The following is a 20864-nucleotide window of genomic DNA, read 5'->3' on the forward strand; positions in this document are numbered from 1 at the left end:
CGCGAAGCCCCCGTGCCGCGCAGGCCGCCTCGCAAAGCCATAAAGGATTGCCGTCATGTCGGAAAGCGAAGTCCCTGAAACCTTTCTTGATAGTGTCTCACACATGGTCGACCGGGCCATGGCCTACCTCGAACTCCCCGAGGGGGCGCGCGAGGCCCTGAAGTCCTGCGACTCGGTGATTCAGGTCAGCTTTCCGATCCGCTTTCGCGACCGCATCGAAGTATTCAAGGGCTGGCGCGCGGTGCACTCCGCGCATCGCCTGCCATCCAAGGGCGGTCTGCGCTTCTCCCCGACCATGGATCAGCAGCACGCCGAGGCCCTGGCGGCCCTGATGACCTACAAATGCGCCATCGTGGACATCCCCTTCGGGGGCTCCAAGGGCGGGCTTCGGATCGATCCGCAGAAATACGACGAGTGGGAGATGGAGCGCATCACCCGACGCTTCGCCCACGAACTGATCCAGCGTGACTACATCAGCCCCGCGCAAAACGTGCCGGCCCCCGATGTGGGGACCTCCCAGCGCGAGATGGCCTGGATCATGGAGACCTACCGCGAACGGCATCCGGAAGATCTCGATCACGCCGCCTCGGTGACCGGAAAGCCCGTGGAGCTGGGGGGCATCGTCGGGCGTCTCGAGGCCACCGGACGCGGTGTGCAGTACGCGCTACAGGCGTTCTTTCGCGAGGGCTCGGCCGCCCGCGAGGCCGGGTTCGAAGGTGGCCTGGGCGAACAGCGCATCATCATTCAGGGCTTCGGCAACGTCGGCTACTATGCCGCGCGCTTCCTGCAGCAGGACGATCACGCGAAGATCGTCGGCGTCATCAAGAGCGATGGCGGCGTGTACTCCGAAGACGGTATCGACGTCGAGGCGCTGCACGACTACGTCCGCCGCAGCGGCACCATGGAGGGCTTTGCCGGCGTCGAGTTCGAGCGCGACGGCAACCGCATCCTGGAACGCGAATGCGACATCCTGATCCCGGCGGCGCTGGAAGGCGCGATCCATCGCGGCAACGCCGACCGCATCCAGGCCCGGCTGATCGCCGAGGCCGCCAACGGGCCCTGCACCTGGGAGGCCGACCAGGCACTGCGGGCCCGCGGGATCACGATCCTGCCGGACGTCTACGTCAATGCCGGTGGTGTCGTCGTGTCCTACTTCGAATGGGTGCGCAACCTGTCGCACATGCGCTTCGGGCGCCTGGAGCGGCGCTACGACCAGTCCCAGGGCCAGCACATCGTGACGGCCATCGAGATGATGACCAACGAGAGCATCCCGGAATGGATTCGCGACGCGGTGGTTCGCGGTGCCGAGGAGATCGATCTGGTTCGTTCCGGCCTCGAGGACACCATGCGCGAGGCGTTCCGCGAGATGCACGAGGTCCGCGAGGTGGAAAGCAACGGCGAGGTACTCGACTACCGCACCGCCGCCTATCTGATCGCCCTGCGCAAGATCATCCGCGCCCGCAGCGACCTCAAGCTCATCTGACCCACACGCTCCGCGAACGCAGGGGATCCGGGGAATTCCCTCCCCTGCCCATGCCCCTAACCCGCCGGCCCGTACCGCGACTCCAGCGCCGCGAACAGGGCACGCAGGCCCATCGCCTCGCCGCCCTTGGGCCGGCCCGGCCGAGCCCGATCGTTGAAGGCCATGATGTCGAAGTGCAGCCAGGTCGTGTCCTCGGGGACGAATTCCTTCAGGAAGAGCCCCGCAGTGATCGCACCGGCGTAACCGCTGCTGGAACTGTTCACGATGTCGGCCACGTCGCTGTCCAGCATGTAGCGATACGGGGTATGCAGGGGCAACTGGCACACCGGATCGTCCCATTCCCGAGCCGGCTCGACCAGCGCCCGGGCCCAGCCTTCGTCCTCGGTGAAACAGGCGCTGATCTCGGTCCCCACGGCCACGCGCGCGGCACCGGTCAGCGTGGCGAAATCCACCAGCAGGTCGGGGTGGAACGATCCCGCCCGATCCAGCAGGTCGGCCAGCACCAGCCGCCCCTCGGCATCGGTGTTGTCGATCTCGATGCGCTTGCCGTTGCGCGCGGTCAGGACATCGCCCGGGCGGAACGCCCCGGCACCAATGGCATTCTCGACCGCGCCGATCAGCACGGTCAGGCGCACAGGCAACGCCTGCGCCATGATCAGGCGGGCCAGACCCAGCGCGATGGCCGCCCCGCCCATGTCCTTTTTCATCTGACGCATGGAATTCCCGGGCTTCAGGTTCAGCCCGCCCGAATCGAAGCACACGCCCTTGCCCACCAGCACCAGCGACGGGGCATCCGGCGGCCCCCAGGTCAGCTCGATCACCCGCGCGCCGTGGTCACTGGCCGCACCCACCGCGTGGATGCAGGGGAAGTCCTGTTCCAGCTTGTCGCTGTCACTCACGACATGCAGGCTGCAACCGAAGGCCTCAGCCAGATCCCGGGCCTGCAGGGCCAGGTTGGCCGGCATCATGTCGGCGGCGGGGGTGTTGATCAGGTCGCGGGTCAGGCCGATCGATTCGACAAAGGCCTGAACCCGGGCCGGGTCGGCGTCTTCCGGCCAGACCAGCCGTGGCGTGCGTTCCTGCGGTTCGCGGTAGCGGTCAAAGCGGTAGCGCCCCAGGCCCCAGCCGATGGCGGCGAGGTTCTGGACGTCGGCGTTGAGAAAGTCCGTCTCCAGACGATAGTCGCCGCTGCCCAGTGTCTCCGCCGCCGCGGCCAGCATCCAGATCGGCGTCTCGGCGTCGAACCCGGCCAGAACTGCCGCCAGCCCGCCGTCCGCGTCGGGAATACGCAGGATCGCGCCCGGCTCCGCCTCGAAGCCGGAGGCCTCGACCCACTTGCGCCAGCTCTCCGGCGCGGCCTCCAGGCGGACCGGGAGTGACTCGCGGCTGACCGGGATCAGCGGGACAGCGGTTTCGGACGACGCAACAAAGACAGAATCCACGCGGCTTTCCTCGAAATCGATCCAAAACGGCCATAATACGCATCTTGTCGATCCCCCGGGATCGTACCCACTCAGCCGGTGCACGGTTCCGTGTGCCGGGGCCCTACAGGATGTGACGATGACGCCAGCGCTGGAGATTCGCGGGCTCAAGAAGACCTACAAGAACGGATTCGAGGCCCTCAAGGGGATCGACCTCGAGGTGGCGCCCGGCAGCTTCTTTGCCCTGCTGGGCCCCAACGGGGCCGGCAAGTCCACCACCATCGGGATCATCACCTCGCTAATCAACAAGACCGCGGGCACGGTCAAGGTCTTCGGTCACGACCTGGACACCGACCTGCAGGCGGTCAAGCGCTCCATCGGGCTGGTCCCGCAGGAGTTCAACTTCAACAACTTCGAGCCGATCGGCGAGATCGTCGTCAACCAGGCGGGCTACTACGGCATCCCCCGGCGCGAGGCCTGGGAGCGCTGCGAGCACTACCTGAACGAGCTGGGCCTGTGGGAAAAGCGCAAGGACATGGCGCGTACGCTGTCCGGGGGCATGAAGCGCCGGCTGATGATTGCGCGCGCCCTCGTGCACGAACCGCGGCTGCTGATCCTGGACGAACCCACCGCCGGCGTCGATATCGAACTGCGCCGCTCCATGTGGGACTTCCTGACCCGTATCAACACCGACGGACGCAGCATCATCCTGACCACGCACTATCTCGAGGAGGCGGAGACGCTCTGCCGCAACATCGCGATCATCGATGACGGCGGCATCATCGAGAACACCACGATGAAGCAGCTCCTCGCCAAGCTCGAGACGGAGACCATGGTCCTGGATCTCAGCGAACCGCCCCCGGGCCTCCCCGAGGATGCGCCGGTGGCCCTGCGCCAGGTCGACGAGCTCACGCTGGAGGCCGACATCCGCCGCGGCCAGCACCTGAACGATCTGTTCCGGGTCCTGGATCAGGCCGGAATCCGCGTTCAGAGCATGCGCAACAAGGCCAACCGCCTGGAGGAACTGTTCATCCGCATGACCCGCAACGGCCAGAGCCCCAGTCACCTCACGCCGGGTGCCAGCGGCGCCAGCGAGCAGCCGGAGAACCAGGCATGAGTAGTACCCACCTGCGTCACTACTGGACCGCCTTCCGCACCATCGTCACCAAGGAGGTGCTGCGCTTCGCCCGCATCTGGGTGCAGACGGTGCTGCCGCCGGTGATCACCACGGCCCTGTACTTCATCATTTTCGGTGGCCTGATCGGCGAGCGCATCGGCGACATGGAAGGCTATCGCTACATGGACTTCATCGTGCCCGGCCTGATCATGCTGGCCGTGATCACCAACAGCTATTCCAATGTGGTTTCGTCCTTCTTCGGTTCCAAGTTCCAGCGCCATATCGAGGAGTTGCTGGTCTCGCCGATCCCCAACAGCGTGATCATCCTCGGCTTCGTCTTCGGCGGCGTGGCCCGCGGCCTGGCGGTGGGTGTGGCCGTCCTGCTGGTGTCGCTGTTCTTCAGTCCGCTCAGCGTGCACAACGCCCCGGTCATGCTGGTTATCGTTTTGATGACGTCGATCCTGTTCGCCCTTGCCGGGCTGATCAATGGTGTCTTCGCCCGTACCTTCGACGATATCGCGATCGTCCCGACCTTCGTGCTCACGCCGCTGACGTACCTGGGCGGGGTGTTCTACTCGATCAGCCTGCTGCCGGAGTTCTGGCAGGGCGTGTCGATGCTCAACCCCATCCTGTACATGGTGGACGCCTTCCGCTACGGCAGTCTCGGCCACAGCGACTTCCCCGTGGCCATGTCCTTCGCCATCATCGCGGGCTTCATCGCCGTCCTTTACTCCGTGGCACTGATCCTGCTCAATCGCGGCGTCGGAATCCGATCCTGACGCCCAGCCCCGGCGAAACCGCCGGAAAGCGGCTTCCGACGGTGTTTATTGCCCGAAAAAACGTGGTATAAAGCGGAAACTCTCCGGGGCAAGGGCCATATGGGTTACAACAGAAAGACATCGCATTTCTTTCTGGCGGGCACCGCCGGACTCGCCATCCTGGTGGGTACCAGCCTCCTGCTCGCCTCCCAGCCCGCCGAGACCTCCCAGCCGCTCCAGATCGGTGCCGGCAACCCGCTCCCCGTCGCCAAGCTGTCCCTCGCACGCCCGGACCACCCGGCCGGAGGCGCGTCGATCAGCCCGGCACCGTCGGCGTCGTTCGATACGGGCGCGCAGACCGTCGCCTTTGCCACCGACATGCTGGACGACCCGAGCACCGGCTACCACGACGACCCCATCGACCCGGACGCGGAGGCGCCCACCTCATACGAAACCTTCGACCTCGACGGTGAGGGCGATAGCGCCGTCGAGGCGGACGCGACCGAGGACGAATGGCACAGCCATACGCTGAAGGATGGCGAGCGCCTGACCGGGCTCTGGGAACGCGAATGGGAGCTTCCCCTCGCGACGCTCTATCGGCTGCTGGATGATGACGAGAACGCCTCCATCCTGAACCGTGTGCGTCCCGGCCAGGAGATCGAGTGGCAGGTGGACGACGAGGGCTATCTGACCCGCATGCGCCTTTGGACCTCCCGCGCCAGCGGGCACGAGTGGATCCGCGAGTCCGAGGGCTGGGACTTCGAACGCGGCGAGGTCGAGAATGGCCGCGAGGTCAGCCATCTGATCATCAGCGCCGAGATCGACGGGAACATCGCGTCCGCGCTGAGCGAACGCGCGGATATCTCCCCGGGGGCGGCCAACGCCCTGGCCGTACTGCTCGACCGCTACCTGCCCGTGCGTACCCATGCCCGTACCGGTGACCAGTTCACCCTGCTGGTGGAACAGGAGACGCTGGTCGGCGACGACACCCCGCACAACCTCCGCCTGCTCGCCTTCGACTACGAAGGCGAACGCATCGAGATCCGCGCCGCCCGCAACGTCAACGGCCGGTTCTACACGCCCGAGGGCGAGAGCCTGCTGCCGCCATTCGACCGCCGCCCGTTTGCGGGCAATTACCGCATCAGTTCCAGTTTCAATCCCCGCCGCCGCCATCCGGTCACCGGCCGTGTGGCCCCCCACCACGGTACGGACTTCGCCATGCCGGTGGGCACGCCCATCCTCGCGCCGGCCGACGGCCGCGTGACCCGCGTGGAGAATCACCCCTACGCCGGGCGCTTCATCGTCATCGAGCACGGCCAGGGATACTCCACGCGCTACCTCCATCTGCAGCGACAGCTGGTACGCCCCGGGCAGACCGTGGAGCGCGGTGACCGTATCGCCCTGTCCGGCAACACCGGCCGCAGCACCGGGCCCCACCTGCATTACGAGATCCACGTGAACAACCGGCCGCAGAACCCGATGCGCGTGGAGCTCCCGGAGAGCGATGCCCTGGAAGGCGACGAACTCGACCGCTTCAAGTCCATCAGCCAGACACTGCTGGCCCAGCTGGACAACGGGGTGCGCAACCAGCAGGTCGCCTTCACCTCGTTCGAAGAGCTGACCCGTTGAGGGATTGATCCGAGAGTCCCGGCGGTGCGCGCCTTGCGTTCATCGCCGGGGTCCTGATTGCGTGGTGGCCTCCTCTCCCTTGTCTCCCCTGCTCGACTGGGCGCGTCTTGACTGGCGCGACGGCATGCCCTTTGCTGTCGACTACGGCGACGGCTATTTTGGATCGAGCCAGCCGCGCGCAGAGGCGCAAGAGGTCTTCCTCGAGGCCAACAGCCTGCCGGAGCGGTTCTCCGGCTGCCGCCACTTCGCGATCGGCGAAACCGGCTTCGGGACCGGGCTGAACCTGCTGCTGGCGCTGGAGCAATGGCGCCGGCACGCCCCGCCCGATGCCTTCCTCTCGCTGCTCAGCCTGGAGGCACACCCCCTTTCGCCGGAAGACCTCGCCACCCTGCACCAACACCTCGGGCTCGACGATGCCGACAGCCGCGCCCTGCGCGCGCAGTACCCGCCCCCGGTGCCGGGACTGCACCGGATCGAATTCCCCGGGGCGCGCGCCACCCTGACCCTGGGCCTGGGCGACGCCGCGCCAATGCTCGCGGGCGTGCGCGGCCGGATCGATGCCTGGTTCCTGGACGGCTTCGCGCCGCGCAGCAATCCCGCGTTGTGGAACACCGGCGTTTTTCGCCAGATCGCCCGGCTGTCCGCGCCCGGCGCCACGTTCGGCACCTACACCGCCGCGGGCCAGGTCCGTCGCGATCTGGAGGGTGTCGGATTCACGGTCCGGCGGGTCCCGGGCCACGGACGCAAGCGCGAGCGCCTGACCGGGGCTCTCCGCGCGCCGTCCGCCGAACCGGCGCCGTCGGCACCGCGGGCGCCCCGCCACGTGGCCGTCGTCGGGGCCGGACTGGCCGGGCTGGCCAGCGCGCACGCGCTGGAACGTCGCGGCATCCTCACCACTCTGTTCGACCCCGCCGGGGTCGCCGGCGGTGCGTCCGGCAACCCGGCCGCCGTGCTGCTGCCCAACCTGCACCCGCGCGATGCCGACCTGAACCGCCTGGCCCTGGCCGGGATGCGCAGGACCCGGACCCTGATCAACGAACTGGAGGCCCGTACGGGGGAAGTATTGCAGCTGGCCTCCGGCGTCGCCTTCCACGGCATCAGCGCCCACGGGAAGAAACGGGTGACCCGTCTGCTCAAAGCCGGCAGCGAAGCGACCGGGCTGCTCTTTGATCCGGCGGGCCCGGGATGCACCGACGCCCCGCATCTGTACTACCCCGAGGGCCTGGCGGTGGATATGGCCGCTCTTTGTCGTGCCCTTGCCAGCAGCCTGCCGGCGCCCCGCGCAGAGGCTGTCACGCACATCCACCTGACTCCGGGCCAGGAGGCGGTCCAACTGGAGACGGAGTACGGCCGGGAGTCATTCGACGCCGTTGTGCTGGCCAATGGCGCCGGTCAGGGGGCGCCCCTGAGCCCCGAACACGGGGCGGTCTCGACGGTCACCGGCCAGATGACCCGAGTGGCGGCCACCCTGCCCGACTGGGGCGGGTTCGTCGCCACCGGACAGGGCTACTGCATCCCGTCCCCCGACCAAACAGCATGGATCGGCGCGACCTACCGGCGCACGGAAGGCCCCGGCATCCGTCAGGCCGACACCCTCCTGGCTACGGACGACGCGGCAAACCTTCGCCACCTGGCCTGGGTGCCCGGCCTGGACGATCCCGCCACCCAGGTCCTGGACCACTGGGCCGGCGAACGGGCGGTGGTCCGCGATCGCCTGCCCCTGGTCGGGCCCAGCCGAATGGACGCGCGCGGCCGCGTCCAGCTCAACCTCGCGCATGGCTCACGCGGCCTGCTGTACGCACCCCTGGCCGCCGAGTGGCTGGTCGACCATTGGCTGGGCCTCATCGAACCTCTGGAGACCACTACCGCCGCGCGGCTGGACCCCGCCCGACACGCGGGTCAGGCCCCGGGAGCCTCCGACGAGGCGTAGGCCACATCGTTGCGGCCCGCCGCCTTCACCCGGTACATCGCATGATCCGCGGCCATCATCAGGTCGGCGAGCCGCTGTCCGTCACCCGGATAGAAGGCGACGCCGATGCTGCATGACAGGCTCACCTCCACGGTATCCATATGCCCGGGGTGCAGCTCAAAGGGCTCACGGAAGGCCTCTTGCAGCCGCTCGACCAGCCGCGTTGCCTCCTCCGCGTGGTGCAGCGGGGCACTCAATACGATGAACTCGTCCCCGCCCAGGCGAACCAGCAGGTCATCCGTGCGCAGGCTGCCGGCCAGACGCCTGGCGAGCAGCCGCAGCAACTCGTCGCCCACCGCGTGGCCGTACTGATCGTTCACCGGCTTGAAGCGATCCAGGTCGATGAACAGCAGCGCCAGCTGACCCTCCTTGCGGTCGGCCCGGGCTGCCAGGCGGGGAAACGCGCGGTCCAGCGCGGCCCGGTTCGCGGTGCCGGTCAGCGGGTCCTCCCACGCGAGCGCCTGCATGCGCTCCTCCAGCTGCTTGCGCTCGGTCACGTCCAGGGCATGCCAGACCACGGCCGCGGAACCCTCGAACGGCGTGTGAATCGGACGGACCCGCGCCTCGTACCAACGCGTCTCGTCCGCTGCCACCCCCGGCTCGCCCGCATGGAACGCACTGGCCTGCAGACGGTACTCGAGTTCCTGCATCGCCCCCTCGCGCAGGGCCCTTTGCACGATATCGGAGAACCGCTCCGCCACCTCGGGGGGTAACAACTCGGCCAGGGTATGCCCCACGGCCGTGGTGTGCGGGTCGCGGCCATGGCGCGCCTCGCCGAACACCCGCCGCACCAGCCCGGACGCATCGATCACCAGGGCATCGCCGGGCATGGCCTCGAACAGGGCGTCCTGGAGGTCCCGCGCCTCGCTCAGGGCATTGAACAGCATGCGATTCTCGTGCACGTCGACGAAGCTCAGCAGACAGGCCCGCTGCCCGTCCCAGTCGATCGGCACCCAGCGCAACAGATGAAAACGCTGATCCCCGTCCGCAGCCTTCACACGGATCTCGCGCCCCCGGGGCTCCTCCGGCACCGCGGCGCGGGTGAAATCGAGATCGGGGGGCAGACGCGGACGATCCGCCGGATGGATCACATCCAGTGTGGCCAGGGCCTGCCCGGGGTTCGGCGACACCCCGGTCATGCGCGCGAAGGCCGGGTTGGCCCACAGAACGCGTCGCCCGGCCACGACCAGCGTCGCGTCCTCCAGGCGGTTGACCAGGGCCTGGTAGCGGCTCAGGGCCTCGCGGCGCTGCCGCATCCCCTGGCCAATGCGGAAGGTATATCCGCTGACCGCCATCAGGCCCACTGCGCCCAGGACCCACCAGGCGGCGGGGCGGGCCGTGGCGGACGGGCTGGGGACCGGCTTTGCCAGCAGCCGCCACTGCCCCCCGGCAAACGTCACATCGAGCTGTAATGGCGCCGATTCGACGTCGAGCGCCTGCGGGTTGTAGAACACCTCGCCCTCGGCACCGGTCCCGTCGCGGCCGCGCAGGGCCAGCTTCAGGCGCTCCGAGCCGGGTACCAACCCGGCCTGCCGCAGCAGGGTGTCGAAATCGAGCGCGATGCTCGACAGGCTCCACGGGTTGGCGGCACCCGACACGTCCTCGTCCTCAGCTTCGGTCAGGACCGGCGCCCGCACCAGCAGCCCGCGGCCGCCCTGGGCCAGCGGCCAGGGCCCGGCGACCACGGTCTCGCGGCTCTCCAGCACGCGATGGAAGGACGCGGACTGCTGGGGATGCTCGGCCAGGTTGAGCCCAATCGCGCCCTCGTTACCGGCCCGTGGGTAGACCAGCTCCAGCACCTCGCCGCGTGCCAGCGTCAGCGACCGGATCAGATCGGGTTGCCCCCGGTAAAGCCGTTCCGCGGCGCGGGCGAACTCCTCCTCGTTCAACTCCGGATGGACGTAGGCGTAGGCCGCCAGCCCGATGGTGGCGTGCACCGACGCATTCAGCACGCTCTCCAGGCGGGAGCGCAGGCTGTTCGCCTCGGTCGCGAGCGACTGCTCATAACGCTCGGCCATCTGCTGCTTCCAGCCCTGGTCGATGGCCAGAAAAAGCAGGGCGAACAGCAGCGCCGCGAACAGCGCGGCCACCATCGGGCCCCGCACATACGGTTCGGTGGTGCGGGCCCGCGACGACGGAGCGCTGTCACGGGCGGCGTTTTGGGCATCGGAAGCTTCCGAGGTGTCCGGTGGTGGGCTCATGCCGGGTCTTTTGCGGGCGCACAGGGTTCTACTATGCGCCAACGGGGGGCAAACCGAAACGGCTCCGGAAATGCCCCGCTGACGCCCCGCTCACACGGGCCAACCCGGCCCCCGCATGAAGCGGCCGGGCGCTCGCCCGTACGTGGGCGGGTTGGCCGCCGGTCCAGCGACCACTGCTCGCTCGGCACCGTGGCCAAGGGGCCCGCCGAGCGGAACGATCTGGGATTGGTGGGGACGGCCGGAATCGAACCGGCACGGCCTTGCGGCCAGCGGATTTTAAGTCCGATGCGTCTACCAGTTCCGCCACGCCCCCGGAGCCGCCGCATCATACCGTGCGTGCCACGATGCCGCACCCGAACCCGGCGGGGCCTACTCCGCTTCCGCGGCCGGCATCTCCGCGACTGGCAACGGCACGTGCAGGGACGCCGCGATCGCCCGGAGGAGCTCGACCTCGGCGATCACCGTCTGCCCGCCATGGGTGATGGTGGCGAGCATTGCCGTGACCAGCCTTTGCTTGTCGGCCGGACGCAGTGCGTCCAGCGCCTCCAGGGCGCGATCGAGCTCATCCGCCCAGGCCGCCGCGTCGGCAGCGGCCTCCAGGGCCGTATCCAACACGTCTTTCGCCGGATCTGCGATGCCCAGGGCGACATGGCCCGCTCGTAGCGCCTCTCGCGCCCCCTCGGAGTCCTCCGGATGACCGTGATGGGCGAGCACGGCCAGCACACTTCGCGCATGGCGTTCGTGGCGTTCCAGGCGATCCCGTCCACCCGGGCGGGCGCGGGCCGGCTGATCGAGGTCGCGCAGCTGACGCCGCAGGAGCCGCCCGGTGGCGTATTCGAAGACCGACACCCGGCCGTCAGCCCGGACCAGTTCGTCGATCAGCGTCTCCAGCGCCTGGCGCTCCTCCGACGGACGATGGCGCACGGCCGGGAAGCTCATCTCCAGCAGCGGGATCCGCAGATCCGGCCGCAGGTCCGGCGCAGCGTCCAGCAAGGTACGCACACGCGACTCGCTCTCTCCGCCCCGCTTCGCGGCGATCCGCAGCAATTGGTGATCCCGCACCTCGGGGTCGGCGCTGATCAGCAGATAGAGCAACACCTCCACGGCCCAGGCATCGGAATGCGCGGCGCGCTCGAGTGGTCCCGGCATCGCCGCGACCAACAGTCCGGCGCCCAGGATCTGTGCCAGGCCCGGATCCCCGATGTTCTCCATCAGGCGTTCCGGATTGAGCAGCATATTACCCGACTCGCGCGGCTGTTCGCGCTCGCGCGCCTCCGCCTCGGCCTGCGCCTCCTGTTCCCTGCGACGGGTTTGCGCATCCCGCTCCATCTGTTCGCGGATGGTCTCCAGTTCTTCCGGCTGGAACCCGGGCTCGATGGCCTGGATGCGCCGCACCAGCGGCGGATGGGTCGCGAACATCTGGCCCAGGGCGCCGGAGGCGAACAGCATGTGCCCCACCTCCTCGGTATCGGCGCGCAACGCAGTGTGTCCGGCCCCGATCTTCTTCAGGGCACCGGCAATGCCGGACGGCTGACGCGTGAACTGCACCGCCGAGGCATCGGCCAGGTACTCCCGCTGGCGCGAGACCGAGGCGCGAATCCAGCGCCCGAAAAACAGCCCGATATAGCCCACCACCATCAACGCCAGACCCGCCGCAACAATGCCCCCGGCGTTGCGGTTGTTGCGCGACAGGCGCATGGCCAGCAGCACGCGCTGCCCGATGAGCGCCATCACCAGGATCCCGAACAACATCCCCATCAGGCGGATATTCAGGCGCATATCGCCGTTCAGGACATGCCCGAACTCGTGCGCCACCACCCCCTGCAGTTCGTCGCGATCCAGCTGTTCCAGGGCCCCGCGCGTGACGGCAATGGCCGCGTCGTCCGGCGAGTACCCCGCGGCAAACGCGTTGATACCGGCCTCCTGCTCCAGCACATAGACCTCCGGCACAGGCACGCCGGAGGCAATCGCGATCTCCTCGACCACATTCATCAGGCGCCGCCGCAACGGGTCGCGGGTATCGCCGTCCACCCGGGTGCCACCCAGCTCGCGGGCCACGGCCCCGCCGCCATCGCGCAGCCCCAGGGTGCGATAGAGGCTGCCGACCCCGATCAGCCCGATCGTCAGCACGCTGGTCCAGACCATCACCTCGACGTTGCGCGCCAGAAATTCCCGGGTCAGCCAGGGTTCCCCCGCCGCCACCGGCTCGGCCTGCCCGAAAAGCACGAGCACAATGGCGTTCATCACCAGCACGATCGCCAGCACCGCCAGTCCGAACAGGAACAGCAACCAGCGGGTGCGTCGCTGGGCCCGGTCCTGATGCTCGAAGAAGTTCATATCGCCCGGGCCATCAGGAGAAATTCACCTCGACCGCCTCGCGCTTCTGCGGATCCTCAATCTCCAGGAGCTGCGCCGGACGGAAGCCCAGATTGTTGGCAATCAGGCTGTTCGGGAACATCTCGCGCAGGATGTTGTACTGCATGACCGCGTCATTGAAGGCCTGACGGGCATAGGCCACTCGGTTCTCGGTACTGGTGAGCTCCTCCGACAGCTGCATCATGTTCTGGTTGGCCTTCAGATCCGGATAGGCCTCCGACAGCGCAAACAGCCGCCCCAGGGCGCCGGACAGCCCCTGCTCCGAACTGGACAGCTTGCGCACGGCCTCCGCGTTGGTCGGGTCGCCGGCCACCTCCTGCAGGCTCTGCTGGGCCTGATTCCGGGCCTGGATGACCGCCTCCAGGGTATCCCGCTCGTGGCTCATGTAGCGCTCGGCGACCTTCACCAGATTGGGGATCAGGTCGTAGCGCCGGGTCAGCTGCACATCGATCTGGGCAAACGCGTTCTTGTACCGGTTGCGCGATGTGACCAGCCGGTTGTACGTCCATACCCCCCAGACCACCAGCAGGACCAGAATCGCCAGCACCACCCACTTCGTATCCATCGTGCAAAGCTCCTTTGCGGTTTACCCGGCCGAGTGTACGCGGCGGACGGGTCCCCCGCGAGCGGATTCTCGGGCGCAGACGGCAACCGCCGCCGTGCATTATCCTTGCGCCAGGCCATCCTCGGAACCTCGCATGAATCTCTCCACCCTGCTCGGCATCCTCGGCAGCCTGCTGGTGTTCGGCAGTGTCATCGCGTTCTCCTCCCAGGACCTCGACGCCTTCCTGAACCTGCCGGGACTGGGGATCGTGGTGGGCGGCACCATCGCGGCCACTCTGATGAGCTACCCCTTCCACGAGGTCATGCGCGTCTTCCGCGCCGGGGCCAACGCGGTCCGCGAGGAACGCTACGACGCCAGCCAGGACCTCGAGGAAATCGTGCAGGTCTCGCGCTACTGGTTCTCCCAGAACCTGCAGCGCATCCAGGACCGCCTGGACCAGATCCGCAACCCGTTCCTGCGCACCGGCATCCAGCTGGTCATCGACGACACCCCGATGGACGACGTCTCCGACCTGCTGAACTGGCGCATGGCCCGCCTGCGCGCCCGCGAACAGGCCGACGCCCAGATGTTCCGGACCATGGCCACCTATGCCCCGGCCTTTGGCATGCTCGGCACCCTGATCGGGCTGATCAACCTGCTCCTGACGACCGAGAGCGACGACTTCACCGTGATCGCGGTCAACCTCGGCATCGCGCTGATCACCACCTTCTACGGCATCCTGCTGGCCAACCTGGTGTTTCGCCCCATCGCCATCAAGCTGGAGCGACGGACCGAGGAACGCGTGGTCCTCATGACCATGGTGCTGGAAGGCATCATGCTCATGCGCAAGGGTCGTTCGCCCGGATACATCCGCGAGACCCTGCGCTCGTTCATGGAGAACCACAGCGACGAAATCCGCCAGGCCGCCCCCACCAACGGGGACGAAGAACCCGCCGCGGACCCACGGGACCCGGACCCGTCGAACGAGCGTCGCTGAACCATGCCCGGCCCCGCCTACTCCACCTCGGAGCGCGCCGCGCTGCAGGCCGAAATGGACGCCCACGCGGCGACCCGCCCGGAACAGGCATTTCTCGCCTCCTACCCCGGCGAACGCCAGCGCGACGACGAACACGCCTGGATCCTCACCTACCTCGACGTGCTGACCCTGGTCATCGTCGTCTTCGTGATCCTGCTGACCTTCATGGACCCGCGCGACGACGATCCCCGCGCGGTGTCCGCCAGCCCCGTCGCGCTGGCGCATCCCGACCGCAGCGCGCTGGTGGAGCCCCTGGTCCACCCCACGCTGCTCGGTCTTGCCGACCTCGACGACGGCACCGCCGAGGACCCGGCGACTCCCGAAACGTCCGCCGAAACAACCCGAACCGGCGCCGATGCCGATCAACTGCGGGATCGGGCCCCGGAGGGGGTCGATATCGTCGAGCAACCCGGCCGTCTGGAACTGCGCATCCGCGACGAGATCCTGTTCGCCACCGCCCAGGCCGATCTGCGCTCGGACGGCGCAACGCTCCTGGAAGGACTGCTGACCATCCTGGCGGACCACCCGGGCCTCATCACCGTAGAGGGGCACACCGACAACGTCCCCATCGCGACCGAGCGCTTCCCCTCCAACTGGGAACTGTCCGCGGCGCGCGCCAGCAGCGTCGTGCGGCACCTGGTCGCGCAGGGGCTGGAGCCCTCGCGGCTGCGCGCGGTCGGGCGCGCCGACACACTGCCAGTGGCCGGCAACGAGAAACCGGGTGGGCGCGCCGAGAATCGTCGCGTGTCACTGATCCTGGAGGCCGAAGCGAACTGATACCCGACGCCCCACCCGCATTCCGCGAGCCCGCAGGGCCACTTGACGCCCGCGCGACCCCCATAGAAGATGCGCAACACTTGCACTTTAAGGAGGCTGGTGTGCGTACCGGACGCGGGTCCCTGCTGGGCGACTTCCTCGACACCACCAATCACTGGGACAAGCTCATTGCCCTGATGGGCGGGATGATCGGCCTTTACCTGTCGCTGGAGGTCGCCGCCTCGGTAACCGACAACGGCATCAACGGTCTGATCCTCGCCTCCCTCGGCGCCACCGCCGTCCTGCTGTTCGCCGCGCCGCATGCCGCCCTCTCGCAACCCTGGAACGTGCTCGGTGGTCATGGCGTTGCCGCCATCGTAGGGATACTGATACGCGACCTGCTGCCCCACCCCCTGCTGGCCGCCGCCGTCGCCGTGGGCCTCGCCATCTGGCTGATGCACTACCTGCGCTGCCTGCATCCCCCTGGCGGGGCCACGGCGCTCTATGCGGTCGTGGGCGGCGACTCGGTCACGGCCCTGGGACCGTGGTTCCTGCTGCACCCTGTGCTGACCAGTGTCGGGGTCATGCTGATGGTGGCCGTCATCATCAACTACCCGTTCCCCTGGCGCTGCTATCCCGCGAGCCTGACCCCGTCCCCCGAAAGCCCGGAACAAAGCCCGCTGGCGGCCCTGGAGCGGGCCGGTCTCGGCCGCGAGGATCTCGAGCACGCCATGCGCGAGATGAACCTGTATCTGGATCTGACCGAGGACGATCTGGCACGCCTGTACCTGCTGGCCCGCCGCCATCACCAGCACCCCGACCCGATCACCCCAGAGGCCATCCAGCCCGGGGCCTGCTTCAGCAACGGCGGAACAGACGCCGACTGGGCGGTTCGCCGCGTGCTCCGGCGCGACGGGGCGCAGGTGATCTACCGCCACCTGGCGGGACCCGAGGCCCCGGGTGAAGACCGCGCCAATCTGGACGACTTCCTCGCCTGGGCCCATCACCGGCTGGAGCCGGAATACGGCCCGGACGAGTAAGTGCGTTTGGGCCTCTACCTACCCGGCGCTTATACTCTCGCGCTAAACCTCTGTCGGGTTTCGGTGATCGTCACGAGCGTGGCGGGATCGCGAAGCCCAGTCCGACAGGTTGCCAGGTCTCCGTAGCTCAGCTGGACAGAGCAGCCCCCTCCTAAGGGGCAGGTCGCAGGTTCGAATCCTGCCGGGGACACCATTTTCTCTCGCAGGCCGTCGGGATTCCCCCTAGCGCCGCGACCGCAACGGTCGTAAGGTAGGCCAATGGCCATGCTGACGACCGAACAGTCCAGCCGCATGATCGATCGCCTCGCCCCGCTGATCGGGATCCAGGGCGAAGTGGATGGCTGCATGGTGGAACTGGTCGAGGTCCTCGACGAAGGCCCGCGCGGGCTGCCCGGCGTGGCCCTGATGAGCATGGGCTCCCGGCGCAGCATTCAGGCCAACCAGTACGGCAACCCGCTCTGCCGGCACTCGGAGGTCCGCACCCTTTCCCTGCTGTCCGAGGTCGAGCGCGACCTGCATCCCGTCCTGCGGCAACTGCTTCCGGAGAACGTTGTGGCGGAGTTGCGGGCGCTACTGGCGGACTGAGCGAACCCCCGGGCTTTACCCGGCCACGTGGTCATCGCGTGGCGGCTTGCGCGCCTCGGCGTCCTCCACCATGGGTTTAAGGCGTGGCCACACGGCATCCAGCAGGTGCGGCTGCGCCGCCTCGCTGGGGTGAATGCCGTCATCCATCAGCATTCCGTCCTCCAGCAGCACGTCCTCGAGAAAGAATGGCTCGAAGGCCAGATCCCGAGCAGCCGCCAGGTCGGTAAAGACCGCCTCGAAACGTTCGGTGTAGCGCCGCCCGTAGTTGGGCGGGATGCGGATGCCCAGCAGCAGCGTCTCGGCCCCGGCGGCGTCGATCGCGTCCACCATCACCTCCAGGTTCTCGCGCATGGCCGATGGTGCCAGACCCCGCAGGCCGTCATTGCCCCCGAGGGCCAGGATCACCAGGGCCGGGTCCATGCGCTCCAGTACCTCTGGCAGACGCGCCCGGCCGCCGGCTGTCGTGTCACCGCTGATGGAGACGTTTTCCACCACCCATTCCCGCTCGCGCTCGGCCAGGCGCTCTTCCAGAAGGGCCGGCCACCCGGCAGACTCCGGCATGCCATAGGCCGCACTCAACGAATCCCCGAACACCAGGATTCGCAGCGGCTCGGCGGAGCGATTTTCGTCTTCCGGGGAATTCCCGGGCGCAACGGGACTCCATAGCAACGCGATCAAGCCCATCACGACCAACGGAATACGCAACATGGATGCATCCTCGTCATATGTACTGGAGGCCCGGGACATCGAACAGCGGATCAACGGACCCAGCGGGCCGCTGGACATCCTGCGCGGCATATCGCTGGCGGTCCAGGCCGGCGAGACGGTCGCGATCCTCGGCGCCTCCGGATCGGGCAAGTCCACCCTGCTCGGGCTCCTTGCAGGTCTGGACGCCCCGAGCGCGGGAGAAGTTCGCCTGCTGGGCCGGACCATCAGCGAACTGGACGAGGATGGCCGCGCCGCGTTGCGCGCCGGCCGGGTCGGGTTCGTGTTCCAGTCCTTCCAGTTGCTGCCGGCGTTGACGGCCCTGGAGAACGCCCTGCTGCCGCTGGAGCTGAACCCGGCCCATGCCGGCGAAGATCAGGCCACCCTGAACCGCTGGGCCAGCCAGGCCCTGGAGCGCGTGGGCCTTGGCGAACGCGCCGCGCATTACCCGCACCAGCTTTCGGGGGGCGAGCAGCAACGGGTGGCCATTGCCCGCGCCATTGTCGACCACCCGGCGGTCCTGTTCGCCGACGAGCCTACCGGGAATCTCGACGGCAAGACCGGTCACCGCATCATCGAACTGCTGTTCGGCCTGGCCCGGCATCCGGACGGCGACGGGCCCGCCACCGCACTGGTGCTGGTGACCCATGATCCGGAACTGGCGGCGCAGTGCGACCGCATCATCTCCATTCAGGATGGCGTGCTGGCATGACGGCAAGCCACATCCATACCCGGGGTCAGGGCCGCAATCCCCTGCGCGCGCTGCTGCGCGGCACCTGGCGGGAATGGCGCTCCGCCGAACTGCGGGTACTGGCCGCGGCGCTGGTCGTCGCGGTCGCCGCGGTCGCCGCCGTCGGCTTCTTTACCGATCGCGTGGATCGCGGGATGGCCCAGCAGGCCACCGCCCTCCTCGGCGGTGATCTTGCGGTGGTCAGTGACAACCCGCTGCCGGCGGGCTGGCCCGACGAAGCCGCGAACCGCGGGCTGGACACGGCGCGCACCGCCTCGTTGCCCAGCGTGGTCTTCGGCAAGGACGACCAGTCGCGCCTGGCGGCCCTGCGCGCAGTCGAGCCCAGCTGGCCGTTGAAGGGCGAGGCCCGCACCCGCTCGGGACTGGACGGCGAGGAACAACCGCGCGAACGCGGGCCGCAACCCGGTACCGCCTGGCTGGAATCCACCCTGCTCGAGGCCCTGGGGCTTCAGGTGGGCGACCGGGTCGAGGTCGGCGACCTGGACCTGGAGGTCACCGGCATCCTCGCGCACGAACCCGACCGTGGCAGCAACCTGCTGGACATCGCGCCGCGCCTGATGCTCGCCTTCGACGACCTGGACGCCAGTGGACTGATCGGCCCCGGCAGCCGGGTGCGCTACGAGTTCTTTGCCGCCGGACCAAGTGCGGAGGTTGCCGCCTTCCGCGCCTGGCTGGGGGACGAACTGGAGGCCGGGGAACGCCTCCTGGGCCTGGACGATGCGAACCCGGAGCTGCGCACGGCCATCGAGCGCGCCGAGCGCTTCCTCGGGCTCGCTTCGCTGATGGCGGTGCTACTGGCCGGGGCCGCGATTGCCGTGGCGGCCCATCACTTCGCCCAGCGCCGCGCCGATCCGGCGGCCGTGATGCGCGCCCTGGGCGCCAGCGGCCGCCGGGTCCTGCTGACCTACTTCGGCCGGGTGGTGCTGGTCGCCCTGCTGGCCAGCGCTGTCGGGCTCGCCATCGGCTTCGCCGCGCAGTTCGTCCTCGCGTCCCTGCTCGGCGGCTGGCTTGACGGGGATCTCCCTCCTCCGGGGGCGCGGCCACTGGTCGCCGGCCTGGGCGTGGGACTGATTACCGCCGTTGGCTTCGCCCTCCCCGCGTTGTTGCGCATTGGCCAGGTCTCGCCGCTGCGCGTCCTGCGCCGCGATCTGGGCCTGCCGCCCACCTCGGTATGGCTCTCCGGCGCCCTCGCACTGCTCGCCTTCGGCGGCCTACTCTACTGGCAGGCCGCCGACCCGCAACTCGCCGCCTGGGTCCTGATCGGCACCGCGGTGGCCATCGCGTTGCTGGCCGTCCTCGGGATGGGGCTGGTGCTCGCCCTGAGGCCTCTGCGCAACCGCGGCGGCATGGCCCTGCGCTTCGGGCTGGCCAACCTGTCCCGGCGCGGCGGCCTCAGCGCGGTGCAACTGGTGGCCTTCAGTGTCGGGATCCTGGCCCTGCTGCTGCTGGCGATCGTGCGCGTCGACCTGCTGGAGGCCTGGGATGCCAGCATCCCGGAGGACGCCCCCAACCAGTTCTTCATCAACATCCAGCCGGGCCAGGAGCAGGCCTTCGCCGACCGGGTCGAGGCGGCCGGCCTCGAACGCCCGCATCTCGACCCGATGATCCGCGGCCGCCTGATCGAGATCAACGACGAACGCGTTCATCCGGAGGACTTTGACGATGATCGCGACCGAAGACTGGTGGATCGCGAATTCAACCTGTCGTATGCGCACACCCCGCCGGCGCACAATCGCATCGTCGACGGACACTGGTTCGGCGAGGCCGGGCAGGATCCCGACCGGGGCTGGTCGGTGGAGGCCGGACTCATGGAACGCTTCGACCTGGCACTGGGCGACTACCTGACGTTCCGGGTCGGGGGGCAGCCCATCCGCAGTCCGATCACCAGCGTCCGCGAGGTCGACTGGGACAGCTTCCAGGTGAATTTCTTCGTCATCGGCCCGCCTCCGCTGCTGGACCAGCAGCCCCGGACCTTCATCACGGCCATGCACGTGCCCGAAGACCAGCGCAGCGCCCAGAACCAGTGGTTGCGGGAGTTCCCCGCCGTATCGGCCATCGACGTCAGCGCCATCCTCGCGCAGGTCCGCGATGTGATGGACCAGGCCACGCGGGCGGTCGAATACGTCTTCCTGTTCACCCTGATCGCCGGGCTGACCGTGCTCTACGCCGCGGTCCAGGCCACCCGCGACGTCCGACGACGGGAGGCCGCCCTGCTGCGCACCCTCGGGGCACGTCGCGACCACATTCGCAACGGCTTGCTGGCGGAGTTCGGGACCCTGGGCCTGCTGGCCGGGCTGCTCGCGGCCGTGATCGCCACGGCAGTGGGCGCCCTGCTCGCCTGGCAGGTGTTCGAGTTCGACTACAGCGTCAATCCCCTGACCTTCGTCTACGGGATCGGGGGCGGTACGCTGGGGATCGCCCTGGCCGGCTGGCTGGGGACGCGCCGGGTGCTGGACCAGGCCCCGCTGGCGGTGCTGCGCGGCCCGGAATAAG

At 68.4% G+C, this 20864-nt stretch carries 16 protein-coding genes and 2 tRNA genes; 12 read left to right on the plus strand and 6 right to left on the minus strand.

From position 1 onward, the window contains the following. Nucleotides 1-55 precede the first annotated feature (55 nt). Nucleotides 56-1483 (plus strand): Glu/Leu/Phe/Val dehydrogenase, encoded by a 1428-nt coding sequence (locus F793_RS0102625; protein WP_026280222.1) that lies wholly within the window; start codon nt 56-58, stop codon nt 1481-1483. Nucleotides 1484-1539: 56 nt separating this feature from the next. Here the strand turns inward: F793_RS0102625 and F793_RS0102630 are convergent, their stop codons facing one another. After that, entirely contained in the window at nt 1540-2925 is a 1386-nt protein-coding gene (locus F793_RS0102630) for a M17 family metallopeptidase (protein WP_018866344.1), read from the minus strand. Nucleotides 2926-3043: 118 nt separating this feature from the next. On the opposite strand from F793_RS0102630, the gene F793_RS0102635 reads away from it, so the two are divergent. The 4 genes from F793_RS0102635 (at nt 3044) to mnmD (ending at nt 8338) form a co-directional block, all read left to right on the plus strand. After that, on the plus strand, nt 3044-4021 hold the full coding sequence (locus F793_RS0102635; protein WP_018875500.1) for an ABC transporter ATP-binding protein: 978 nt from the start codon (nt 3044-3046) through the stop codon (nt 4019-4021). Then, nucleotides 4018-4800: an ABC transporter permease gene (locus F793_RS0102640; protein WP_018879128.1), complete on the plus strand. Its 783-nt coding sequence runs from the start codon at nt 4018-4020 to the stop codon at nt 4798-4800. The genes F793_RS0102635 and F793_RS0102640 overlap by 4 nt, the downstream gene beginning before the upstream one ends. 99 nt (nt 4801-4899) lie before the next feature. Further along, entirely contained in the window at nt 4900-6408 is a 1509-nt protein-coding gene (locus F793_RS0102645; protein WP_018880621.1) for a peptidoglycan DD-metalloendopeptidase family protein, read from the plus strand. A gap of 124 nt (nt 6409-6532) precedes the next feature. Continuing rightward, the gene (gene mnmD, locus F793_RS0102650) at nt 6533-8338 is read left to right on the plus strand and encodes a tRNA (5-methylaminomethyl-2-thiouridine)(34)-methyltransferase MnmD (protein WP_018882071.1); all 1806 of its coding nucleotides are present in this window, start codon (nt 6533-6535) and stop codon (nt 8336-8338) included. On the opposite strand, the gene F793_RS0102655 is transcribed toward mnmD, so the two are convergent. From F793_RS0102655 to F793_RS0102670, 4 genes are all read right to left on the minus strand, one after another. After that, nucleotides 8308-10470, minus strand: a complete 2163-nt coding sequence (locus tag F793_RS0102655) for a diguanylate cyclase (RefSeq protein ID WP_018882070.1) — start codon at nt 10468-10470, stop codon at nt 8308-8310. The genes mnmD and F793_RS0102655 overlap by 31 nt on opposite strands. Nucleotides 10471-10804: 334 nt before the next feature. After that, nucleotides 10805-10891 (minus strand) — tRNA-Leu (locus tag F793_RS0102660). Nucleotides 10892-10947: 56 nt separating this feature from the next. Next, complete coding sequence (locus tag F793_RS0102665; protein ID WP_018882069.1) at nt 10948-12915, minus strand: M48 family metallopeptidase; 1968 nt, start codon at nt 12913-12915, stop codon at nt 10948-10950. Between the two features lie 13 nt (nt 12916-12928). Beyond that, entirely contained in the window at nt 12929-13519 is a 591-nt protein-coding gene (locus F793_RS0102670; protein WP_018866351.1) for a LemA family protein, read from the minus strand. Between the two features lie 133 nt (nt 13520-13652). Here F793_RS0102670 and F793_RS0102675 point away from each other — a divergent pair, with 133 nt between their 5' ends. The 5 genes from F793_RS0102675 (at nt 13653) to F793_RS0102695 (ending at nt 16915) form a co-directional block, all read left to right on the plus strand. After that, a complete protein-coding gene (locus tag F793_RS0102675; RefSeq protein WP_018880617.1) occupies nt 13653-14495 on the plus strand; it encodes a motility protein A in 843 nt (280 codons plus the stop codon). Nucleotides 14496-14498: 3 nt separating this feature from the next. After that, nucleotides 14499-15311, plus strand: coding sequence for an OmpA family protein (locus tag F793_RS0102680; RefSeq protein WP_018882068.1), 813 nt, complete (start codon nt 14499-14501; stop codon nt 15309-15311). Nucleotides 15312-15412: 101 nt separating this feature from the next. Beyond that, nucleotides 15413-16330: an HPP family protein gene (locus F793_RS0102685; RefSeq protein WP_018882067.1), complete on the plus strand. Its 918-nt coding sequence runs from the start codon at nt 15413-15415 to the stop codon at nt 16328-16330. Between the two features lie 116 nt (nt 16331-16446). Further along, nucleotides 16447-16523, plus strand: a tRNA-Arg gene (locus tag F793_RS0102690). A gap of 65 nt (nt 16524-16588) precedes the next feature. Next, on the plus strand, nt 16589-16915 hold the full coding sequence (locus F793_RS0102695) for a hypothetical protein (protein WP_018875508.1): 327 nt from the start codon (nt 16589-16591) through the stop codon (nt 16913-16915). A 15-nt stretch (nt 16916-16930) separates the two neighbouring features. Here the strand turns inward: F793_RS0102695 and F793_RS0102700 are convergent, their stop codons facing one another. Then, nucleotides 16931-17623, minus strand: coding sequence for an arylesterase (locus F793_RS0102700; protein WP_018879149.1), 693 nt, complete (start codon nt 17621-17623; stop codon nt 16931-16933). On the opposite strand from F793_RS0102700, the gene F793_RS0102705 reads away from it, so the two are divergent. Both F793_RS0102705 and F793_RS0102710 read left to right on the plus strand, forming a co-directional pair. Next, complete coding sequence (locus F793_RS0102705) at nt 17622-18332, plus strand: ABC transporter ATP-binding protein (protein ID WP_018879150.1); 711 nt, start codon at nt 17622-17624, stop codon at nt 18330-18332. The genes F793_RS0102700 and F793_RS0102705 overlap by 2 nt on opposite strands. Beyond that, on the plus strand, nt 18329-20863 hold the full coding sequence (locus F793_RS0102710) for an ABC transporter permease (protein WP_018882066.1): 2535 nt from the start codon (nt 18329-18331) through the stop codon (nt 20861-20863). The genes F793_RS0102705 and F793_RS0102710 overlap by 4 nt, the downstream gene beginning before the upstream one ends. The last annotated feature ends 1 nt before the right edge of the window (nt 20864 follow it).

This window comes from Thioalkalivibrio sp. ALE22, from assembly GCF_000381445.1.
GTDB lineage: Bacteria > Pseudomonadota > Gammaproteobacteria > Ectothiorhodospirales > Ectothiorhodospiraceae > Thioalkalivibrio.